Source organism: Methylobacterium oryzae (assembly GCF_036441375.1).
In the GTDB taxonomy this organism is placed as follows: domain Bacteria; phylum Pseudomonadota; class Alphaproteobacteria; order Rhizobiales; family Beijerinckiaceae; genus Methylobacterium; species Methylobacterium oryzae_A.
Window position 1 is genome coordinate 1,545,230 of record NZ_MLCA01000001.1, and the last position, 19,445, is coordinate 1,564,674.

The 19,445-nt window shown below is 72.6% G+C and carries 19 protein-coding genes; 4 read left to right on the plus strand and 15 right to left on the minus strand.

Annotated features, from left to right (window positions below):
• Positions 1-26 precede the first annotated feature (26 nt).
• Both MOTC310_RS07325 and MOTC310_RS07330 read right to left on the minus strand, forming a co-directional pair.
• The gene (locus MOTC310_RS07325; protein WP_331301306.1) at positions 27-1,535 is read right to left on the minus strand and encodes a M81 family metallopeptidase; all 1,509 of its coding nucleotides are present in this window, start codon (positions 1,533-1,535) and stop codon (positions 27-29) included.
• A gap of 32 nt (positions 1,536-1,567) precedes the next feature.
• Positions 1,568-2,284 (minus strand): DUF1194 domain-containing protein, encoded by a 717-nt coding sequence (locus tag MOTC310_RS07330; protein WP_331301307.1) that lies wholly within the window; start codon positions 2,282-2,284, stop codon positions 1,568-1,570.
• A gap of 221 nt (positions 2,285-2,505) precedes the next feature.
• Here MOTC310_RS07330 and MOTC310_RS07335 point away from each other — a divergent pair, with 221 nt between their 5' ends.
• Positions 2,506-2,727, plus strand: a complete 222-nt coding sequence (locus tag MOTC310_RS07335) for a hypothetical protein (protein WP_331301308.1) — start codon at positions 2,506-2,508, stop codon at positions 2,725-2,727.
• A 21-nt stretch (positions 2,728-2,748) separates the two neighbouring features.
• On the opposite strand, the gene MOTC310_RS07340 is transcribed toward MOTC310_RS07335, so the two are convergent.
• From MOTC310_RS07340 to MOTC310_RS07385, 10 genes are all read right to left on the minus strand, one after another.
• Positions 2,749-3,516, minus strand: coding sequence for a DUF1223 domain-containing protein (locus MOTC310_RS07340; protein ID WP_331290824.1), 768 nt, complete (start codon positions 3,514-3,516; stop codon positions 2,749-2,751).
• A gap of 7 nt (positions 3,517-3,523) precedes the next feature.
• Positions 3,524-4,540, minus strand: a complete 1,017-nt coding sequence (locus MOTC310_RS07345; protein ID WP_331301309.1) for a lipid A biosynthesis lauroyl acyltransferase — start codon at positions 4,538-4,540, stop codon at positions 3,524-3,526.
• Between the two features lie 140 nt (positions 4,541-4,680).
• Positions 4,681-5,703, minus strand: coding sequence for a zinc-binding dehydrogenase (locus tag MOTC310_RS07350; RefSeq protein ID WP_331301310.1), 1,023 nt, complete (start codon positions 5,701-5,703; stop codon positions 4,681-4,683).
• Positions 5,704-5,714: 11 nt separating this feature from the next.
• A complete protein-coding gene (locus MOTC310_RS07355) occupies positions 5,715-6,032 on the minus strand; it encodes an SH3 domain-containing protein (RefSeq protein WP_331290827.1) in 318 nt (105 codons plus the stop codon).
• Between the two features lie 2 nt (positions 6,033-6,034).
• Positions 6,035-6,802 (minus strand): SDR family oxidoreductase, encoded by a 768-nt coding sequence (locus MOTC310_RS07360; RefSeq protein WP_331290828.1) that lies wholly within the window; start codon positions 6,800-6,802, stop codon positions 6,035-6,037.
• Positions 6,799-8,082 carry a beta-ketoacyl-ACP synthase gene (locus MOTC310_RS07365; RefSeq protein ID WP_331290829.1) on the minus strand — a complete coding sequence of 428 codons (1,284 nt, stop codon included), beginning with the start codon at positions 8,080-8,082 and terminating at the stop codon, positions 6,799-6,801. Before MOTC310_RS07365 ends, MOTC310_RS07360 begins: the two co-directional genes overlap by 4 nt.
• 99 nt (positions 8,083-8,181) lie before the next feature.
• Positions 8,182-9,447, minus strand: coding sequence for a Zn-dependent hydrolase (locus MOTC310_RS07370; RefSeq protein ID WP_419539867.1), 1,266 nt, complete (start codon positions 9,445-9,447; stop codon positions 8,182-8,184).
• 107 nt (positions 9,448-9,554) lie between these two features.
• Positions 9,555-10,016, minus strand: coding sequence for a tellurite resistance TerB family protein (locus tag MOTC310_RS07375; protein WP_331301311.1), 462 nt, complete (start codon positions 10,014-10,016; stop codon positions 9,555-9,557).
• A 231-nt stretch (positions 10,017-10,247) separates the two neighbouring features.
• Positions 10,248-11,414 (minus strand): carboxylate-amine ligase, encoded by a 1,167-nt coding sequence (locus MOTC310_RS07380; protein WP_331301312.1) that lies wholly within the window; start codon positions 11,412-11,414, stop codon positions 10,248-10,250.
• Positions 11,415-11,505: 91 nt separating this feature from the next.
• Positions 11,506-13,023, minus strand: coding sequence for a CYTH and CHAD domain-containing protein (locus tag MOTC310_RS07385; protein ID WP_331301313.1), 1,518 nt, complete (start codon positions 13,021-13,023; stop codon positions 11,506-11,508).
• 360 nt (positions 13,024-13,383) lie between these two features.
• On the opposite strand from MOTC310_RS07385, the gene selB reads away from it, so the two are divergent.
• Positions 13,384-15,366, plus strand: a complete 1,983-nt coding sequence (gene selB, locus MOTC310_RS07390) for a selenocysteine-specific translation elongation factor (protein ID WP_331301480.1) — start codon at positions 13,384-13,386, stop codon at positions 15,364-15,366.
• A 217-nt stretch (positions 15,367-15,583) separates the two neighbouring features.
• On the opposite strand, the gene MOTC310_RS07395 is transcribed toward selB, so the two are convergent.
• The 3 genes from MOTC310_RS07395 to MOTC310_RS07405 form a co-directional block, all read right to left on the minus strand.
• A complete protein-coding gene (locus MOTC310_RS07395) occupies positions 15,584-15,883 on the minus strand; it encodes a hypothetical protein (RefSeq protein ID WP_331290839.1) in 300 nt (99 codons plus the stop codon).
• A 119-nt stretch (positions 15,884-16,002) separates the two neighbouring features.
• Entirely contained in the window at positions 16,003-16,281 is a 279-nt protein-coding gene (locus MOTC310_RS07400) for an MSMEG_0570 family nitrogen starvation response protein (protein ID WP_331301314.1), read from the minus strand.
• Complete coding sequence (locus MOTC310_RS07405) at positions 16,274-17,500, minus strand: MSMEG_0565 family glycosyltransferase (RefSeq protein ID WP_331301315.1); 1,227 nt, start codon at positions 17,498-17,500, stop codon at positions 16,274-16,276. Before MOTC310_RS07405 ends, MOTC310_RS07400 begins: the two co-directional genes overlap by 8 nt.
• 334 nt (positions 17,501-17,834) lie before the next feature.
• Between MOTC310_RS07405 and MOTC310_RS07410 the strand changes: the two genes are divergently transcribed.
• Together MOTC310_RS07410 and hslV are read left to right on the plus strand one after the other, a co-directional pair.
• Entirely contained in the window at positions 17,835-18,644 is an 810-nt protein-coding gene (locus MOTC310_RS07410; protein WP_331290843.1) for an SGNH/GDSL hydrolase family protein, read from the plus strand.
• A gap of 123 nt (positions 18,645-18,767) precedes the next feature.
• A complete protein-coding gene (gene hslV / locus MOTC310_RS07415; RefSeq protein WP_331290927.1) occupies positions 18,768-19,295 on the plus strand; it encodes an ATP-dependent protease subunit HslV in 528 nt (175 codons plus the stop codon).
• The last annotated feature ends 150 nt before the right edge of the window (positions 19,296-19,445 follow it).

The window sequence follows — 19,445 nt, forward strand, 5'->3', positions numbered from 1 at the left end:
GCCACCTGTCGTCCCCGCGGGATCGCTCACCGATCAACGGGGACCGGGCCGGGCGGATCGCCGTAGGGGAAGAAGTCGGCGGCCCGCATCTGTGCGTAGCTCAGGTGATCGAGCCGCACCGTGCCGAGGAACGGCTCCGGGGGCTCCACCAGCAGGATCGTGCGGGCGTAGCCGCTGTCGTCGAAGCCGCGGCGAAAATGCACCCGCGACTTGATCGCCACGACGTCGAAATCGACCGGCTCCAGGCCGAGGCGCCACAGCTCGTCGGGCTCGACGATCTGCGCGAGTTGCGGGCTCAGCACGAGCACGTTGCTGGTCCCGAACGCGACGCAGATCCAGGAGCCGCCGCCCCCGCCGCTGCCGGCGACGCCGGGTTCGGGCGCCTCCACGACGCGCAGCACGGTTCCGGTGATCCGCACCGGATCGCCCGCGGACGGGTCGCCGCCCCCGCCGACCGCCGCGTCGAACGGGTCGCCGGCCGCGAGCGCCCCTGCCGCCGCCAGGATCTCGGGCGACGCCACGGTGGCGATCAGGGTCCGCGCGAGATCCTGCCGCAGGATCTCACGGAGCAACCACGTCGCCCGTCCGGACCGGTCGCTGTGGTCGGCGAGGACGACCGGGGCGGCACCTTCCGCGACCGCCGCGCGCGCGAGGCGAACGCCGTCGGCGATCGCATGAATCCGCGTGGCCTCCAGCAGCGATCGGCGCTGGCGCCACGCGAAATCCGCGATGTCCCGCGCCACCCGGTCGGCGAGGACCGGGTCGTCGTTGGTGATCGCCTGCACGGTCATCCCGCCGTCCGGGGCGTCGTCCCACGGGAAGCCGAAGAAGACGTTGACGAACACGTCCGGCTCCCGAGCCTCCCAGACGAGGGCCCGCTGCACGAGATCGGACCAGGGCGCGGCCCCGGTCCACTGCACGACGGTGGGCGAGAGGATCGGCACTTTGAGGGTCCGGTGCGCCGGCCGGTAATCGCCGCGCACGGCGCGGACGAGCATCCGGGCAGCCCGCTGGCCCTGGAGGTGGCCGTCGTAGTGCGGGAAGTACTTCACCGCGAACGCCATGTCGGCGTGGTCGAGGAAGGCCTGATCCTCGTTGCCGTGCAGGTCGAATGTGCCGACCAGGATCGCCCCCTCGCCGACCGCCGCGCGGACCTGCCGCGCGATGTCGGCCTCCGGCCGGGGAACGCCGCGCACCGCCATCGCGCCGTGGAGCGCGAGGTAGACGCCGTCGAACGGGCCCTGCGCCCGCAGCTCCGCCACCATCTGCCCGAGAAAATGCGCGTAGGCGTCGGCGGTGATCCAGCCCGAGGCTGTGCCGGTGCGCGGCCAGAGCGGCGAGGTGATCCCCGCCAGCTCGACGCCGTCATATTCCCGCGCGACCTGCACGAAGCCGCCCATGTAGCCCTTGGGGTCGGTCGCGAGCAGCGCGGCCCCGGCGGCCGGTGAGCCGGGATAGATGAAGTCGTCCCGGGTCGTGTCGTTCGGCAGGAACGTGACGGTCTCGTGGGTGAACTGGAGGACGGCAAGGCGCATCGATGGTCGGTCCTCTGGGATCCGGGTGACGGTCAGGAGATCTCGCGCACGAGCTTCGCGATGAGCGAGCGGCCGAAGGCCGCGAAGCTCTCGGCGGTCATCACGAAGGCGCCCTCCCCGCCGATCACGACGCTCCGGTAATACGCGGCCAGGCCGCCCGCCGGATTGGTATGCTCTTTCAGGAAGGCCGGCATCCCCTCGGGTTCGGTGAGGATGACGATGCCGTTGACCGTGATGCCGGCCGCGACGGCGGCGTCCCGGGCCTCGGCGATGGGCCGCCCGGCATTGCCGGTGCCGTCGCCGGAGATGTCGATCACCCGGCGCTCGGCGCGGAACGGCGCCCGGGCCAGCAGGTCGGCGGCGAAACCGATCGCCGAGCCGATGGCGGTGCGTCCGTAGAACGGCCGCGGCACCGCGCGGAGGCGCGCCGCGAAGGCCGCCGCGTCCTGCATCGAGCCGATCATCATCCAGTTTACCGCCACCTGCTGCTCGCCGGGGCCAGCCCAGTCGAACAGGACGACGCCGATACGCCCGGCCGGGCCGTCGCCGATAGCGCGCAGCACGCGCGGATCGCCGAAGGCCTCGGCGTAGCCGCGCCGCTCGAGATCGAAACGGGCCTCGCTGATGCTGAGCGACACGTCCACCGCCAGGACGAGCAGAAGGTCCACGCGCGGATCCGCCGCCTGGGCGCGACGGCCCGCCTGCGACAGCGCGGCGAACAACCCGGACAGGAACGGGCGTCGCCGCATGGCCGACCCTCGATCTCGAGCGCCCGCACGGAACGGCGGGCGGCCCCACCTATGCAACGAGCCTGCCGACCCTCCGGTTCGGGCCTCTCGGCCGCAGAGCAGAGGTTCCGGCTTCGGGGCCCGGATCCGCGCCGCTTTCGGCCGCATCACGGGCCGGGACGGCCGCCCTACCTGCAGCGGATCGAGGCGCCGCCGGCGCCCCTAAGCCAGAGACAGTCACCATGCCACTCATCCGCCGAATCGGTCGTGCCATCGACAACGGGATCGTCGGAGCCGTGACCGGGACCGTCGGTCTCGTCAGCCGGACGATCGACGGCCTGATCGGGCTGGTGGGCCGCCTGTCCGAGCGCCTCGACCGGCGGCTGGCGGCGCTCGGCGACGAGTCACGGGCACGCCATCGACGCGAGGGCCGCCGGCAGATCGACCCGATCTCGCTGGAGTAGCGAAGCGCGCGAAACCTGGCGCTAGAGCCCGGGCCCCTTCGCCGCTCCGAAGATGCGGCCCGGCTTTCCATCGGCCGCACCCTGGAGAAGGACGACCCAGCTGTCCGCGTCGGCGACGCGGGCCTGGGTATCGGGCACCTCGAAACGGGTTGGCTGTCCCGTCCAGGGACCCAGGCGCTGCATGCCCCGGACCACATTGACGTAGGTCGCCGTGCGGCCGCCATTCTCCCCGGCCTGGATCGCTATGGCGCGGCTGCGCAGCACGGGCACCAGCCAGACGTCGCCGCGGATCTCGGACTTGGTCTCCGGGGCCGCCCCAACCTCCACCAGGATCCGGTCGCCCTTCGCCTCCCCCCGCACGGGGACCGGCAGCCCGCCGTGCTGGCAGGCCTCGCGGATCAGGCGATCGAGAGCCGGGCGGTCCGACCCGACCGCGAAGCCGTTGCCGTCGACCACCACCTGGGGCGTGAAGACCTGTCTGGCACCGCGCCCGCGCGCGTAGGCGCGCTGGCGCTCGGTCAGCGGTCGCAGCGCCAGCGTGTCCTTCCAGCCGAGATAGTCCCAGTAGGTCACCGGCAGCGTCAGGGCGATGACCCCGGGCTTGTGGGCGAGGTCGCGCAGAACCGGGTCGGCAGACCGGCAGGCGCCGCAACCCTGGCTGGTGAAGAGTTCGACAACGGCGCGGACGGGCTCGGCCCGCGCCGGAATCGCGGCCAGCGCCGAACAGGCAAACAGGGCTGCGCGGAGCGCGCGGCGGTCGCGGGTCGGGGCGCGGTGCCGGGGCGTCATCGATCCATCAGACCGTCTGAGAGGCCGAAGGTGAAATCACGTTGGCTTGAGAGGCCTCTACCATCGGTTGAAGTGACACCGACGCCACTCTCGGCTTGGGGAGCATGTCGGGGCGCCACCGTCGATGCATCCACAGCCACTGGCCCGGATTCTCCCGTACCCAGCCCTCGACGACGGTCGTCATCGCCTGCATGGCTCCGGCAATGTCGATGGTCCCGTCGGCGGCCCTCGGCAGGTCGAGGGGCGGTGTCAGTTCGAGGCCGAAGCGGCCCTCCGGCAGGCGCACAACCCGGACGCCGTGGACCGGGCAGTCGTAGTGGCGGGCGAGCTTGGCGAGGAGCGGGTTGGCGAGGCACGGCCGGCCGAGGAAATTGACCACGACGCCGCGGGTGAAGTGCTGATCGATCAGTTGCCCGAGGTGGCCACCGTTCTCCACCACGTCGCGCATGGCGAAGACGGCACCCGGCTTGGAAGCTGCGAGCCCGCCCATGGTCCGGCGGCGGACTTCCTGGACGAGGCGCGCGGCCGCCGGGTTGTTGGGCGGCCGGAATACCGCGGTGGCGTCGAGGCCGAAGCGGGCGGCGCAGATCGCCGGCAATTCCCAGTTCGCCAGATGCGCCGAGAAGATGAGCCCCGGCCGGCCGTCGTCGCGCAGGGCGTAGAAGTGCTCGATGCCCGAGACTTCGGTCCGCGTCGGGCCGGTGGCGGCGGGATCGTAATCGAACAGGGTGTCGAGATGGGCGTACTCGGCCCCCGTCCGCCCGAGATTGTCCCAGGCCGCGAGGGCGATCCGCCTCCTCTCCGCCTCCGGCATGTCGGGGAAGGCCGCCCGGAGGTTCGTCATCGCCGTGCGATGCGCCGGCAGGAGCGGCCCGAGGGTGCGCAGCAGCGCCGCGCCGAACGCCGTGGCGCGCACCGGTCCGAGGCCGCGCGCCAGCAGCACTAGGGCGCGAATGACGGGGATCATCGCGAAACCCGCGAGGCGCGGGTACGACCGTTTGAGCAGGAGGGCGAGACGCAGCACAGTCGATTCCAGAGGTACGATCCGGGCGGCCCCCCAGCGCACCCGTACGGCGACGTTTACGCCAAGTCTCTCGCAGCGCGAAATGCGTGTCGCCGTACCCGCTGACGGTGTCGCGCCGGGCGGTTGTGCCGACGCCGACGCTACAGGCTGACGAGGATCTTGCCGAAGACTCGGCGCGATTCGAGCCGCTCCAGCCCCTGCGCGAAATCCGCCAGCGGGTACACCGTATCGACCACAGGTAGAATGCCCGCGTCCATCTTGGCGAGGGCCTGACCGATATTCGCGAGCGAGCAGCCGAACGAGCCGGTGATGCGGTACTGCTGCTGGAACAGCTGCATGAGATTCATGGTCGCCGAGACACCCGAGGTCGACCCGCATGTCACGAGGCGGCCGCCGCGCTTCAGGCAGAGCAGGGAGCCGTTCCACGTGTCGGCGCCGACATGCTCGAACACCACGTCGACGCCCTTGCGCTTCGTCAGCCGGCGGACTTCGCCCTCGAAGCGCTCGGTACGGTAGTTGATGACGTAATCGGCACCGAGTTCGGCGGCCTTGCGGCCCTTCTCGTCGTCGCCGACGGTCGTGTAGACGGTGCAGCCGATCGCCTTGGCCATGCGAATCGCCGCGGTGCCGATCCCCGAGCCGCCGGCATGGACCAGCACGCCCTCGCCGGGCTCCAGGCGGGCATTGTCGAACAGCATGTGCTGGACCGTGCCGAAGGCGATGCCCGCGCAGGCGGCGTCGGTGTCGCTGACGCCGTCCGGCACCTTCACGACGAGGCGCGCCGGCACGGTCACGAGCTCCCGGGCGAAGCCGTCGAGGTGGAAACCCATCACGCCGGACACGTCCTCGCAGAGGTTGTCGCGCCCCTCGCGGCAGGCCCGGCACCGGCCGCAGGTCATGGCCCCGTAGGGCACGACCCGGTCCCCCGCCGCGAGGCCGGTGACGCCCACCCCGACCGATTCGACGATCCCGGCCGCCTCCGCGCCGACGATCAGCGGCATCTTCCGCTTGGCGAAGGCCATGCCGCGGAAGCCCCAGACGTCGATGAAGTTGAGGCCGACCGCGCGAATGCGGATCCGGACCTCGTCGGCGCCGGGCGCGGGCGGCGGCTCGATCTCGGTCAGGCGCAGGTCGCGATCGCCGAACAGCTGGAGGGCTCGCATCGTGTCTCTCATCACTCCGGCGCCAGGTAGCGCCGCCGCGCCCAACCCAGGGCGCGTCCGGCCTTCACCCGGCACCACGTGGTGCGGCTGGGCGTGTCGTTGGTGCAGCCGAAGACCAGGGCGCGGGTGCGGATCTCACCGATCTGCTCGGCGGACGGGTCCGGCTCGGCGCGGATGCTCAGCGGCTCGCCCGGCGGCAGGCCGGAGATCCGGTAGACCTGCGGCTCCGCCCGGGCATGGCCCGGGGCCAGGAGTGCCGCCCCACAGAGAGCGGCGACGAGGGCGAGGCTGGCGCGCATCGGCAGGGTCGTCCGGTTCGGCGGCGCCACCGTCAGGTCCGGTGGACACCCATCATGGCGGTCAGGCCGCCATCGACGGGCAGCACGGTCCCGGTGATGTAGGATGCCCCCTCGCCCATCAGGAAGGCCGCCAGCGCCGCGACATCCTCGGGCCGCCCGAACCGGCCGGCGGGGAGCTGGCGCTCCATCCCGTCCCGGTAGGCGGCATAGCGCTCCATCATGGCGGTGTCGACGAAGCCCGGGGCGATGACGTTGACGGTGACCCCGCGCTTGGCGGTCTCGATCGCCAGGGTGCGGCAATAGGCGATGAGAGCGCCCTTGGTCGCCGCGTAGGCGGCGTTGCCGGCATTGGCCCGCAGGGCGGCGACGGAGCCGATCGCCACGATGCGTCCCGACCGCGCCCGGGTCATCTCCCGCACGAGCGATTTGGCGAGCCGGGTCAGCGAGAAGAAGTTGACCTGCATGGCCGCCTCGGCCCGCTCCTGATCGAGCATCGCCGCGAGGGCGTCGCAGGACTGGCCGGCGTTGTGGACCAGGCCGTAGTAGGCCGCCGTCTCGGCGGTCTCGCAGAAGGTGTCCAGACCCACCCGGTCGGCCAGATCGACGGCATGGGCCGCGAAGGGCCGGTCGGGATGCGCCGCGCGCAGATCGGCGAGCAGCGCCTGCGCGGCCTCGGCCGAGGCGCGATAGGTGAAGTCGACGCTCAGTCCGGATGCCGCGAGGGCGCGGACGATCGCCGCGCCGATCCCGGACGCGCCGCCGGTCACGAGGACGCGGCGCGGTGTGGCGGCGGCGCTCATGCGGGCTCCGCGCCGAGGACCAGGCAGGTGTTCTGGCCGCCGAAGCCGAATGAGTTCGACAGCACGGTCCGCACCGGCAGGTCGCGGGCTGTCTCAACGATGTCGAGCGCGATCGTCGGGTCCGGAACGCGGTGGTTGATGGTCGGCGGGATCCGGCCGTGGCGGATGGTCAGGAGCGAGATTGCGGCCTCGATGGCGCCGGCCGCCGTCAGGGTGTGGCCGATCATCGACTTGTTGGAGGTCACCGGCAGGGCGGCCGCGCGGTCGCCGAACACCGCGCCGAGGCCGAGGGCTTCCATCTTGTCGTTCTCCGGCGTCGAGGTGCCGTGCGCGTTCACCGTGTCGATCGCCTCGGCCGCGACTCCGGCATCGTCCAGGCTCGCCCGGATCGCCGCGATGATCGGCGCGCCGTCGGGGCTGGACCGGGTGCGGTGGAAGCCGTCGCCCTTCTCGCCGCAGCCGAGGACGTAGCCGAGGATCGCGGCGCCGCGCGCGACGGCGGCCTCGGCGTCCTCGAGCACCAGGGCGGCCGCGCCCTCGCCCATGACGAACCCGTCCCGGTCCTTCGAGAACGGTTTCGAGGCGGTCGCGGGCTCGTCGTTGCGGGTCGAGAGCGCCGAGAGCAGCGAGAAGCGGATCAGCGATTCCGGGTTCACCGAGCCGTCCGTGCCGATGCAGAGCGCCGCGGCGGTCTCGCCGCGCCGGATCGCCTCGACGCCGAGCTGGATCGCGGTGGCCCCCGACGAGCAGGCGGTCGAGAGGGAGATCGGCGAGCCCTTGGTGCCGAAGCGGTCGGCGATGCGGTCGGCGACCGTGCCGAAGATGAACAGGTCGTGCCAGGAATCGAAGCGGCGCGTCGCCGCCGCCCGCAGCAGGCCGGCGTAGTCGACCGGGCCGTCGCCGCCCGCGGCCTCGGCCAGGGCCTGCCGCTGGGGCCATTCCATCTCGACCGGCGGGACCGCGATGAACAGCGCCCCCGGAAAATCGCCCTTGGCGCCGATCCCTGCCTGCGCCACCGCCTCCTCGGCGGCGACGGCAGCGAACCGCTCGGACAGGAGCGGCGCCACGAGGGGATCGGTGTCGAGGAAATCCACCGTCCCGGCGATGCGGGTGCGCAGCGTGTCGGTGGGAAACCGCGCGATCGCGTGGATGCCCGACCGGCCCTCGGTCATGGCCGTCCACGTGTCGGCCTGTCCCTGACCGAGGGAGGAAACGACGCCGATGCCGGTGACCGCGACGAGCGGCCGGCCTTTGGCGTCGCGATAGGATCGCGCGCTCATGGAGCGGTCCTTACGGGATTTTCCGCCGCGGTACACCTCCGCGCGGGCGGCGCGGCGCGCCCGGCGCCCGGACGACGGGCGCCGTCCCGGCGGGAAGCCTCAGGCGCGCGGGGCGTTGGCGAGGCGGAGCACGGTCTGCAGCAGCACGTCGGCACCGGCCGCGCAGTCGCCCTGCGTGGCGGATTCCGACTCGTTGTGGCTGACTCCGTCCTTGCACGGCACGAAGATCATCGCGGCGGGTACCTTCGCGGCGAGGTTGCAGGCATCGTGGCCGGCGCCCGAGATGATCCGGCGCCGCGGATGGCCCAGGCTCTCGGCCGAAGCGTCGATCGCCGCCACGATGGCGGGATCGAACGGCACGGGCTCTTTCCGCCAGATCCGCGTCAGCGCGATCTTCAGGTGACGCCGCGCGGAGATCTCGGCGGCCGCCTCGCTCAGCGCCGTCGCCATCGCGTCGAGAGTCTCCGAGCGCGGATCGCGCACGTCCACCGTGAAGGCGACCCGTCCCGGCACGACGTTGCGGGACGGCGCCAGGATCGCGGCCTCGCCGATCGTCGCCACCGCGGAGGGCGCGTGGTGCAGGGCGATCCTCTCGGCGGCCAGCGCGAATTCCGAGAGCGCGAGCAGCGCGTCGCGGCGGCGCGGCATCGGCGTGGTCCCGGCATGGCTCTCGAAGCCGGTGATCACGCCGTCGAACCACATGATGCCCTGGCCGCCCTCGACCACGCCGATGGTCTTGCCCTCGGCCTCCAGGATGGGCCCCTGCTCGATGTGCAGCTCGACGAAGGCGCCGATCTCCCGCGTGCCGACGGCTTCGACCCCGCGATAGCCGATGGCGTCGAGGGCCTCCGCCACCGTGGTGCCGGCAGCGTCGCGCTTCGCCAGGATCTCGTCCGTCGTGAAGTCGCCCGCGTAGGCCGCCGAGGCCATCATGGCGGGGGCGAAGCGCGAGCCCTCCTCGTTGGTCCAGTTGACCACGAGGAGCGGCGCCTCGGTCTCGATCCCGGCATCGTTCAGGCTGCGCATCACCTCCAGCCCCGCCAGGACACCGAGGACACCGTCGAACTTGCCGCCGGTGGGCTGGGTGTCGAGGTGCGACCCGAAGGCGATCGGCTTCCGGCTCATGTCGCGGCCCGGCCGCAGGGCGTACTGCGTGCCGAGGGCGTCGACCGACACCGTCAGGCCGGCCGCCTCGCAGGCCTTTCGGAACCAGTCGCGGACCTGACCATCCTCGTTCGACAGCGTCAGACGGTTGATGCCGCCGGCCGGCGTGCCGCCGAATTCCGCGGTCTCGAGGATCGTCGCCCAGAGGCGCGCGCCGTTGGCGCGCAGGTTGTGGGTCTTGCTGAGGCTCATCTCGGCCATGCCGGTTCCTTTCACGGCGGGTCGCCGTGCGACGCAATCTTCATAGGTGGGCGCGGCCAGCTTGGCGGCGCCCCCGACGCGAGCAACCGCGATGCCAACCGAACCGTTCAGACAGGCGGGCGGCGCACCGGATTGGCGCGCAGCAGCGCGATCGCGTCGACCGCGAGGGCGACCGCGATCTCACCGAGGGCGCTCGCCTCGATATTGCTGATCCCGTCCTGGTCGGCGACGTCCGCCGCGATCAGGAAGACGTTCTCGCGCTGATTCGCCGGCCGCTCGACGACCGCCGCGACGTGGCGCAGGTTCTCGGCCCGGCCGAGGCGGGTGCGGGCCCGGGCGATGCCCTCGTAGAGCTCCGTCTCCAGCATCAGCGCGTCGTAGCCCTTCATCAGGACCGGATCGGCCTTCAGGCCGTGCAGGGCTGCGTCGAATTCCGGACCGGCGACCTCGCCGTCGGCCACGATGACGTTGGCGGCGGCCGAGACTGCCGCGAGCATCAGCGCCTTGTCACCGGCATAGGCCGTCACGGTACGGCCGACATGGCCGAAGAGATCGCGCAGGAGGCTCATTCCGGAGGGTCGGCCGCGGGGTCGAAGTGGCTGCTTGGACGCGAGGGATAGCAGAGGACGGCACGAAGGGAACCCGTCGCCCCGCCACCGGCCATAAACGCCCGCGAAACCGGCGGCCAGACATCCTTCGGCAACATGGCCATGCGACTGATGACGACGACCGCGTCCTCGAGCGCGGCCGGCGGAACGCGGCCTCGACGATCCCCCCCTCAGCCGATACCGCGCCCGTCGTCACGCCGCCGGAACGATGTTCGAGTGCCCCCCAGGCTCGGACGTCGAGCCGGCGGCGGTTTCCGCCGCGAGATGATCGACCACCGACGACAGCGCCGCGCGCTCCCGCGCGCCCGAGCGGCGGGCCGCGGCGAACACCGCCATCTGCCGGTCGGCGCTGGTCCCCTCCGAGACGATCCGACTCGCGTGCGCGCAGACCGCGCCGCAGTTCAGGGCTTCGGAATCCTCGGCGATGTCTGCGAGCAGGGTCCCGACCAGTTCGGTGACCGGCACGGCTCGCGCCCGCACCTCGTCGATGAGCGTGGCACGGACGCCGTCGCACTCGGCCCGCCAGAGATTCTCCATCACGATGCCGCGGGACGCGGCGGTCAGCCCGGCATTGAGGCGGGTGTCCCGGACGACGCGGCGGACGAGGCAGCGGAACAGGGCGGCGATGCAGAGCGCGTCGTCGAGGCGCGTGCAGCTGTCGGCGACCCGGAGTTCCAGGGTCGGATACTTCACCGAGGGGCGCACGTGCCACCAGAGATAGCTGGCATCCGCGATGGCGCCGGACCGGGTCATCACGTCGACGTAGCGGGCGTAGTCGGCGGCGTCGGCGAACAGCTCCGGCACGCCGGTGCGCGGCAGCTCGGCATAGGCGCGCATCCGGTAGCCGGCGAGGCCGGTCTGCTCGCCCTGCCAGAAGGGCGACCCGGTCGAGAGCGCGAGGAGCACCGGCAGGTACGGAAGCAACCGGTTGATCAGCCCGATCCGCGCCTCGGGGTCCGGAACCTCCACGTGCACGTGGAGGCCGCAGACGAGATTGCGCCGGCCGAGCATCCGGAGGTCGGCCATGATGCCGTGGTAGCGCGCCTTGTCGGTGGGGCGCTGGTCGCGCCACCGGGCGGTCGGATGCGTCCCGGCCGCGAAGGTCAGGATGCCGCGCTCGGCGCCGATCTCCGCCAGGCTGCCGCGCAACTCCGCGAGATGCCCCCGGGCCTCCGTGAGATCGGCGGTCGGCGGTGAGGCCACCTCCACCTGACACTGGAGCTGCTCGCGCTCGGCATCGTCGAGGCGCGCCCGGACGGCGGCGTGGAAGGCCCGGAGTCCGGCGCGGGGCGTGCCGCGCGTGCGGGCATCGGCCAGGAAGAACTCCTCCTCGATGCCGAACCTGTAGGCGTGGGCCATCCGCGCTCCCTGCCCGCGGACGGGCCGATCGTCGTCCGGCGAACGCCGCCGCACGGGCGGAGTTCCGGCCCGGGCAACGGCGCGAAAAGCCTCAGCGCCAGAACGGCTTGACGTCGAGGAGCTCGGACCGGGCGTCCGCGGCCGCATCGAGCAATTTCTGTGCCCCCGGATCGTCCGGACCCGGCATCGGCGGACCCGACAGGTTCTCGGTCATGGTCCGGGCCGTCTCCAGATCGTTGAGCGCGCCGAGATGGTCCTGCAGGTCGGAGAGCGCGGCGCCGAACTTCTCCTGCCGGCGGACCGCCTTCTTCTTCCGGTAGAGGCCGGCGAAGAACTCCGCGCCGTAACGGAGCTTCTTGGCGGCGATCCGCGCCCGGTGGCGCGTGTGCGGGTCGAGGTGCCGCAGGCCGCGCCCGCGCTTCTTGAGGCGCGCGCGCGCCTTGTCGAGCACCTGCGCCGCGAAGTGCCGCCCATCGACGGCGGCGTCGGGCCCGGCGGCCCAGGCCCCTGCCTCGACCCAGCCCGCGAAGTCGATGATGAGCGCGCGCCATTGCGGGCTGTCCAGGGTCGCCGACACCGCGTCGTACGCGGTGGTGCGCTCCGCCTCGGCGCGCGCGCGCAGGGCGTCGAGGCCGACCTCATCGGGGCGCTGCTCGGCAAGATCCGGCAGCGTGTCGCTCAGGAACACGTCGAGGTTGCGGGCGTGGCCGAAGGGCTCGGTCACGCGCTTGATCTCGTCGTTGAAGCCCGCCGCGCGCGGATCGCTCTCCAGCATCGGCCCGAACAGCGACAGCGCCGAGCGCAGGCGGCGCAGGGAGACGCGGATCTGGTGCAGGGCCTCGGGCGGGCGGCCGCCCTCCAGAAAGGCGGTCTCGTTAAGGCGCATGTGGCGCAGGCACGCGCGCGCCACCCGGCGGAAGACCTCACCGGCGCTCGCGCCCTCGGGCAGCTCGACCGGCCCGGCCTTCACGACGCCCGGCCCTTTCCCGTCGAGGAGCGCGTAGCCGACCGCGCTCTTGGCCTTCACGCCGAGGCGCAGCGGGACGGTCTCGGTCAGTTCCCGCGCCAGCGCGAACAGGTCGGCCGGATCGCCGGACTGCAGCTCGAGCTCGAGCTCGCAAAGCGGCGCGTCGCCGGACGCGGTCTCGACACGGCCCTCGTCGAGGGTGACGAGCACGCGGGACCCGCCCTGCGTCACCGGGATCTCCCGGCGCATCACCACGGTGGAGAAGAGCCGCACAAGCGGCGCGTCGGCCTCCCGCAAAACGGGCTCCGCCGCCGTGTCGGCCCAGGCCGCGGGCTCGGGCGCCTCGCCGGCGATCTCGGTCTCCCACTCGGCCCGGTCGAACAGGCCGACGCCGCCGCGCCCGGCCTTCACAGTCTGGATGTGGCGGTCGCCCTTGGCGCGGACGCGCAGGGTCAGGCCGGCCTCGCGGAGGGCACGGTCCGGCGTGTCGTAGTAGGTCGTCACCAGGAGTTCGGGCTCGGTCGCCGACGCGTCCTTCAGCCGGGGATGGGACGCGAGCGCCGTCAGGTCCGGTCCGGCGCAGTCGAGCTTCAGCTCGACCTCGCGGGGTTCCGCCGCGGCGTGGCTATCGGTGTCGCTCATACGCTCCTCTTCGTCACCTGCCCCGGCTAACGAGGCAGGGATGGGCTCCGGTTGCATCGCCTCGCGCGGCATCGGCATCGGGGCGTGACGGTCGGACGCATCCGCCACAGCAAAGGCGGCGGCGCCCCTGGCGTCAAGCCGAGGGGCCGCTTCTCGGACGCGGCGGCGCGAGACTGCGCTGCGCTAAAATCGCGCTTTCCCAAAACGGCACGGCGTGGCAAGACAAATTGTCCACAATCGATCTGCCTCGCCTGCTCCGGCCCCGACCGTCCGGCGGCTCACGGCGCGACGACGCGCCGGCGCGGCGGATTCTCCCCTCGAGCGAGCGGTGCGCCCCTTGTGGACGGCGGCACCGTGGAGATGATCCGGTCGGTGGCTGCTTCGAAGACACTTCTCGTCGGCGTGATCGGGCACGTCGATCACGGCAAGACGGCGCTCGTCCGCGCGCTCACCGGCATCGAGACCGACCGGCTCAAGGAGGAGCGTGCCCGCGGCGTTTCGATCGTGCCGGGCTTCGCGCTGCTCACTTCCGAACAGGGGGAGATCGACCTCGTGGACCTGCCCGGCCACGAGCGGTTCGTCCGCGCCATGATCTCCGGCGCCACCGGGATGCGGGCCGTCCTGCTGGCGGTGGACGCGCACGAGGGCATCAAGCCGCAGACGGTGGAGCATCTCGAGATCGCCACGCTCATCGGCGTGCGTCGCGGCGTGCTGGCCTTGACCAAGGCGGACCTCGCGACGCCCGAGACTCTGGCAGCCCGCGCCGCCGAGATCGCCGCCGCGGCCGCCCGGGCCGGGATCGAGGCCGGACCGGTCATCGCCACCTCGACGGTGACCGGCGCCGGCCTGTCGGAGCTCGTGGCCGCCCTGTCGACGCTGCTCGCCGAGACGGAGGCCGGCCGCGAGGACGGCTTCCCCTACCTGCCGGTGGACCGGGTCTTCTCCCGGCCGGGCTTCGGCACGGTCGTCACCGGCACGCTTCGGCGCGGGCCGCTCGCGGTCGGCGACACCCTCGAGATCGCCCCCGGCGGTCGCACCGCGACGGTGCGCGGCCTGCAGATCCACGGACGCGCGGTGGAGCGCGCCGAGCCCGGGCGCCGCACGGCCGTCGCCCTGCGCGGGATCGAACTCAACGAGGTCGCCCGCGGGCAGGCGCTGTCGCTGCCGGGCCTGCTCGCGCCGAGTCCGTGGCTCGACGTGGCGATCACCGCGGCCGCGAGCCTGCCGGACGCGCTGGCGGGCGGCACGGCCTGCCGTCTGCTGTTCGGCACCACCGAGGTCGAGGCGCGGCTGCGGCTACTCGACCGCGACGCCCTGGAGCCGGGCGCCAGCACCCAGGCGCAGCTTCATCTCAGCGTGCCCGTGACCGTACCGGCGCGCGAGCCGTTCGTGCTGCGGCTCGACTCGCCCTCCGTCACGGTCGCGGGCGGCCGGATCCTGGATCCGGCGAGCCGTCGCCGCCGGCGCCACGACCCCCGGGTCATGGCCGACCTCGCCGCCCTGGCGGCGGGCGGTCCCGCCGAGGCGATCGCGATCCGCCTCGGGCAGCTGGGCGCGGCCGGAGCACCGCTGATCGACCTCGCCCGGATCGCCGGCGTGGCGCCGGAGCGGGCCCGGCAAGTGCTCTCCGCGGGGGGCGCCCGCCCGATCGGCGACCGCTCCGTCGGGGCCGCGGCCTTCGAGGCGCTGCGCACCGGCACCTTGGCCGCCCTCGCCCACCACCACCGCGACTACCCGATGGAGCACGGCATCGCCCTCGAGCGCCTGGCGCGCGCCCTCGCGCTGACCGAGACGGTGACCGGCGCCGTCCTGCGCGACCTCGCGGCCGCCGGCACGGTCGCGCAGGCGGGCGCCCTGTGGCGGCGGGCGGGTCGAGCCGCAGCACGAACGGCNGCCCTGTGGCGGCGGGCGGAGTTCGACCCCGCGCGCAACGAGAGCGAGGCCGCCCGCCGGCTGGAGCAGGTCTTCCGCCGCGCGGGCCTGACGCCGCCCGACGAGGCCGAGGCCGTCGGCCGGGACCTGCGCCGCCGCGAGGCGCTGACCTACCTCGTGGGGGCCGGCACGGTGATCCGCGCCGTCGACCGGGTCCAGCGCCGCGCGGTGCTGTTCCATCGGGAGGCGGTGGCCAGCGCCAGGAGCCGCCTGGTCGACGCCTTCCCCGAGGCGCGGACGCCGGAGACCGGCTTCCTGGCCCGGGAGGCGGGCGCGACTCTCGGGATCTCGCGCAAGTTCTCGATCCCGCTGCTGGAGCACCTCGACGCGACGGGATTCACCCGTCGGGCGGGGGATCGCCGGGTCATCGTGACCCTGGAATCCGGGGGCGGGGTCCGGGGCGCGGGCTGATACAGCTCTCGGGATCGCTCGTCCCTCTCCGATCAGGCTCGAGGCGCGTCGCGCCCCACCCTCGCTCCGTGGCGCCGAAAGTGAACCCACTGGAGGGATCCGCAGGCGGCGGCCGATCCGGAACCGCGGCCCGCGCGGCACCGGACGACGGAGGCGTGCGTCGCGTCACCGGCCGGGATGACGGAGCGCGATCCGGTCCTGCGGGACGCGTTCGGCGCTAGTCATCGGCACCGAACCAGTCGCCGGGACCGGGCTCGTAGCACGTGTATCCGATCAGGCATTTCGGGTTATCGCGGGTCGGCCGGAAGGCCCGGCGCGCGATCTCGGTGGGCTCACAGAACGAGCGGTCGCGGACGAACCGGTCGTACGTCATGCCGCCGGTCCCGAGAACCAGGGCGCCCTGGGCCTGGATAAGGCGGATCGTCTGCTGGCAGGTCATCGTCGTGCTGGAGGGCCGCGTCTGCGCCGCGACGGGTGACGCGGCCAGGAACAAGGCCGCCGCAATCCGGATCATCATCGCCTGCGCCTCCGCTCGCGCCGTCGGTCCTGCGAACAACCCCGCGCGGCGATCGCCCGTTCTGCGTCGCCTCGCCGCAAAGCCTCGCGAGCGGCGCGGCCGATACACCAGGCCCCTGGCTAGTCCTCGAAGGACTCGACGTGGACGGTTCCCGGCTCCTGCCGCCGGGCGCCCTCCTCGATCCGGGCGAGCTGCGCCTGCGCGCGGCCGCAGGAGAATCCGTAGCGGGCGCGGACGCGGTCGCTGGCGATGCCCAGAGCCAGACGGCTCAGGGCGACGAACTCGTCGAGGGGGTAATCCTGCCCGACCGCGAGGTGGTCCTTGATCACGAGCGACGGCGAGTAGCAGGTTTCGCGGGTTCCGTCCGGCCAGCGGATATGGAAGCGCATCTCAGGCATCGCGAGGCATCCGCAGGGTATTCCAGGCCGCCGCACCCGTGGCCGCCGCCATCAACGGCGGTGTCCCGGGCGCGAGTTCCGCGTAGGTCGGCAGGTGGCGCGCGGCGCAGGCGTCCCAGACATGCGCCCGGGCGACCTCCAGCCCGGCATTACGCAGCCGCGCCCGCCGGCTCGGGTCCAGGCTCTCCCGCATGGCCGCCGCGATGGCGTCGGTGTCCTCGGGGTTCACCGACAGGGCTTCGCCGGGAGCGATGTACTCGGTGAACGGCGGCCGGCCCGACACGATCACCGGCGTGCCGCACGCCATGGCCTCCAGCACGCACAGGCCGTAGCCCTCCGCGAGCGACGGAGAGACTAGGGTATCGGCGAGCCGGTAGAGGCCCGGCATGTCCACCTGCGCCACGGCGCCGGTGCGGATCACCGGCCGGCCGGGCCCCACTTCGAGCCCCTCGCGTTCCAGGGCGGCACAGCAGCGGGCCTCGTAGCCGGCCTGGTCGAGGAGCGACGCGCCGCCCGCGACGACGAGTTGCGCGGTGGGGCAGCTCCGGCGCAGGGCCGCGAAGGCCTCGATGATCGCCAGCGAGTTCTTGCGCGCCTCGAAGCCGCCGGTGCTCAGGAAGACCGGCCCCCCGCCGAGGCCGAGGCGGCGGCGCAGCGCGTCGTCCTCCACCCCGGGCTCGGGCGTGAAGGCCGCTGCATCCACGCCGGTGCCGACGATGTCGGCCCGGGCGCCGTACTCGGCGGCCAGCGTCGCCGCCCAGGTCCGGCTGACGCAGAGCAGGCGTCCGGCATCGAGGATCGCCCGCTCCTCCCACTGCGCCAGACGCGGGTCGGTGAACGTGTCGATGCGGTGGACGGTGCGCGCGAAACTCGGGATGAGGCGGCGGCGGGTCAGGGTGGCGAGCGCGTTGCCGCTGATGCGGCAATGGGCGTGGAACACGTCGAAGTCGCACGCCGCGGGGGTCGAGAAATGCGCGAGGTAGTCGGCGATCCGGGCTCCGACCAGCGCGTCGGCCGGTCCCGCGACCGGCTTGGCCGCGACCGAGATCACAGGACACTGCGCGGCGCGGAAGAAGCCGCTGCCGGTCGGATCGGGCGCGTGGACGACCGCCTCGTGCCCGAGCCTGCCCAGAGCCTCTCCGAGAGCCAGAGCGTGGACCACGCCGCCGCGCGGATCGGTCGAGTGCGTGAGGATCGCGATGCGCAAGCGGCCGCCCATGGGACGGCTCGTGGAGCCCCGCGGCCGGTCGGGGACGTGCCGGAGCCCCAGACCGCGCTCTCCGCCGCCCTCTCGGAGACGCGCCACGGGCCGGTCGCATGGTTCATGCCGGTTCGAGCCCGCGGGGCCCGGAAGCGGAAACGCCGCCGCGCCCGGCCCTGGGTCGGCCCGGCCGATGTTGCCGAGAAACCTCGCGCAAGGGCTCACCTCCCGCAAACCGCCTAATTTTGTGTTACGAATTCAGTGTGTTTTCGAATCCTGCCCGGAACCGCCCTTTTCAGGATCCTGTGTCAGATTGTATCTACCGCTCACGAGAGCCGGAGCCGTCGGTCCCGTGTCCCAGTCGCTGAACACTGTCTTCCCCGCCCGCAGGATGCTGCGCCGCCTGGGTCTCCTGGGTGCTCTGCTGGTCTTGCCGACAGCGGTTCTGGCCTACGCGGACCTTCTGCCCGAGTCCCTGGACATGCTGGGTTTCGACCTGGGTGACAGTCCGGACCTGCCGCACGTGGCCCGTCAGATCGCCATCGGCGCCCCGCTCAAGATCGTGGCGTTCGGATCGTCCTCGACGGAGGGGATCGGCGCGTCGAGCCCGGCCAACGCCTATCCGGCCCGGCTGCAGATCGACCTGCGCAAGAAGCTGCACGGGCTGGACGTCGCGGTCATCAATCGCGGGATCGGCGGCGAGCACGTGGACGACATGCTGGCGCGGCTCGACCGCGACGTCATCGCGGCCGAGCCGCAGCTCGTGATCTGGCAGACCGGCAGCAACGACCCGCTGCGCGGCGTCTCGCTCGAGCATTTCCGCGAGGCCACGGTGTCGGCGATCCGCCGGATCCGTGACGCCGGGATCGACGTGGTGCTGATGGAGCCGCAATGGTGCCCGAAGCTCGAATCCACGCCGGGCGCCTCCCGGTTCCGCGACGCGGTGCGCAGTATCGGCGACGAGCTCGACGTGCCGGTCATCCGTCGGGCCGACCTGATGCATGGCTGGGTGCGCGAGGGTAAGCTGACGACCAAGCAGCTCTTCGCCTCCGACGGCCTGCACATGGCCGATCGCGGCTACGCCCTCCTGGCCGAGGCCGCCGCGCAATCGATCCTGCAGGATGCCGGCTCGGTGCGCAGCCCCGAGGCGGTCGCCGAGTAGGCGCCCGGTCCCGCACCGGCTGGACTCGGCTCGCGAAGCTCCCCATCTCGGCGCGATCGAGAGCGGAGCCGAATCTTGAGCCAGGACGCATTCAGGTACGACGACCGGGGCGCCGTCCCCCAGATGCACGCGACCACGATCCTGATGGTGCGCAAGGGCGGCCGCGTCGTCATCGGCGGCGACGGTCAGGTCAGCCTCGGCCAGACCATCGTGAAGGGGAACGCCCGCAAGGTCCGGCGCCTCGCCAAGGGCGCGGTGATCGGCGGTTTCGCCGGCGCCACCGCGGATGCCTTCACGCTGTTCGAGCGCCTCGAGGCCAAGCTGGAGCAGTATCCCGGTCAGCTGACCCGGGCATGCGTGGAACTCACCAAGGACTGGCGGACGGACCGGTACCTGCGCCGCCTCGAGGCGATGATGCTGGTCGCCGATCGCGAGGTCAGCCTGCTCCTGTCGGGCTCGGGGGACGTCCTCGAGCCGGAGAGCGGCGTCATGGCCATCGGGTCGGGCGGCAACTACGCCCTGGCGGCCGCCCGCGCGCTGGAGGACGGCGACCTCGACGCAGAGGCGATCGTGCGGCGCGCCATGGGTATCGCCGCGGAGATCTGCGTCTACACCAACGGCAATCTCGTCATCGAGGCGCTGGAGACCTGAGATCCGGTCTCGCGGGGCCGGGTCTCGCCGGCTCTGCACGCATCGTCGCGAACTCGACCCCGATCCGGAACGCGTCGCGCGCGGTCGCTCGATCCTGCTCGGCCGTCGCCTGACAGGCGCTCCGGCGCCGCCCGTCGCGTACCACCGTTG

Excerpts from the sequence above, each read along its gene's own strand:
- MOTC310_RS07330 (WP_331301307.1), bottom strand. The coding sequence starts at position 2,284 with ATGCGGCGACGCCCGTTCCTGTCCGGGTTGTTCGCCGCGCTGTCGCAG.
- MOTC310_RS07365 (WP_331290829.1), bottom strand. The coding sequence starts at position 8,082 with ATGAGCGCGCGATCCTATCGCGACGCCAAAGGCCGGCCGCTCGTCGCG.
- MOTC310_RS07325 (WP_331301306.1), bottom strand. The coding sequence starts at position 1,535 with ATGCGCCTTGCCGTCCTCCAGTTCACCCACGAGACCGTCACGTTCCTG.
- MOTC310_RS07405 (WP_331301315.1), bottom strand. The coding sequence starts at position 17,500 with ATGGGCGGCCGCTTGCGCATCGCGATCCTCACGCACTCGACCGATCCG.
- MOTC310_RS07350 (WP_331301310.1), bottom strand. The coding sequence starts at position 5,703 with ATGCGAGCCCTCCAGCTGTTCGGCGATCGCGACCTGCGCCTGACCGAG.
- MOTC310_RS07360 (WP_331290828.1), bottom strand. The coding sequence starts at position 6,802 with ATGAGCGCCGCCGCCACACCGCGCCGCGTCCTCGTGACCGGCGGCGCG.
- MOTC310_RS07340 (WP_331290824.1), bottom strand. The coding sequence starts at position 3,516 with ATGACGCCCCGGCACCGCGCCCCGACCCGCGACCGCCGCGCGCTCCGC.
- MOTC310_RS07380 (WP_331301312.1), bottom strand. The coding sequence starts at position 11,414 with ATGGCCCACGCCTACAGGTTCGGCATCGAGGAGGAGTTCTTCCTGGCC.
- hslV (WP_331290927.1), top strand. The coding sequence starts at position 18,768 with ATGCACGCGACCACGATCCTGATGGTGCGCAAGGGCGGCCGCGTCGTC.
- MOTC310_RS07375 (WP_331301311.1), bottom strand. The coding sequence starts at position 10,016 with ATGAGCCTCCTGCGCGATCTCTTCGGCCATGTCGGCCGTACCGTGACG.
- MOTC310_RS07395 (WP_331290839.1), bottom strand. The coding sequence starts at position 15,883 with ATGATGATCCGGATTGCGGCGGCCTTGTTCCTGGCCGCGTCACCCGTC.
- MOTC310_RS07385 (WP_331301313.1), bottom strand. The coding sequence starts at position 13,023 with ATGAGCGACACCGATAGCCACGCCGCGGCGGAACCCCGCGAGGTCGAG.
- MOTC310_RS07335 (WP_331301308.1), top strand. The coding sequence starts at position 2,506 with ATGCCACTCATCCGCCGAATCGGTCGTGCCATCGACAACGGGATCGTC.
- MOTC310_RS07400 (WP_331301314.1), bottom strand. The coding sequence starts at position 16,281 with ATGCCTGAGATGCGCTTCCATATCCGCTGGCCGGACGGAACCCGCGAA.
- MOTC310_RS07370 (WP_419539867.1), bottom strand. The coding sequence starts at position 9,447 with ATGGCCGAGATGAGCCTCAGCAAGACCCACAACCTGCGCGCCAACGGC.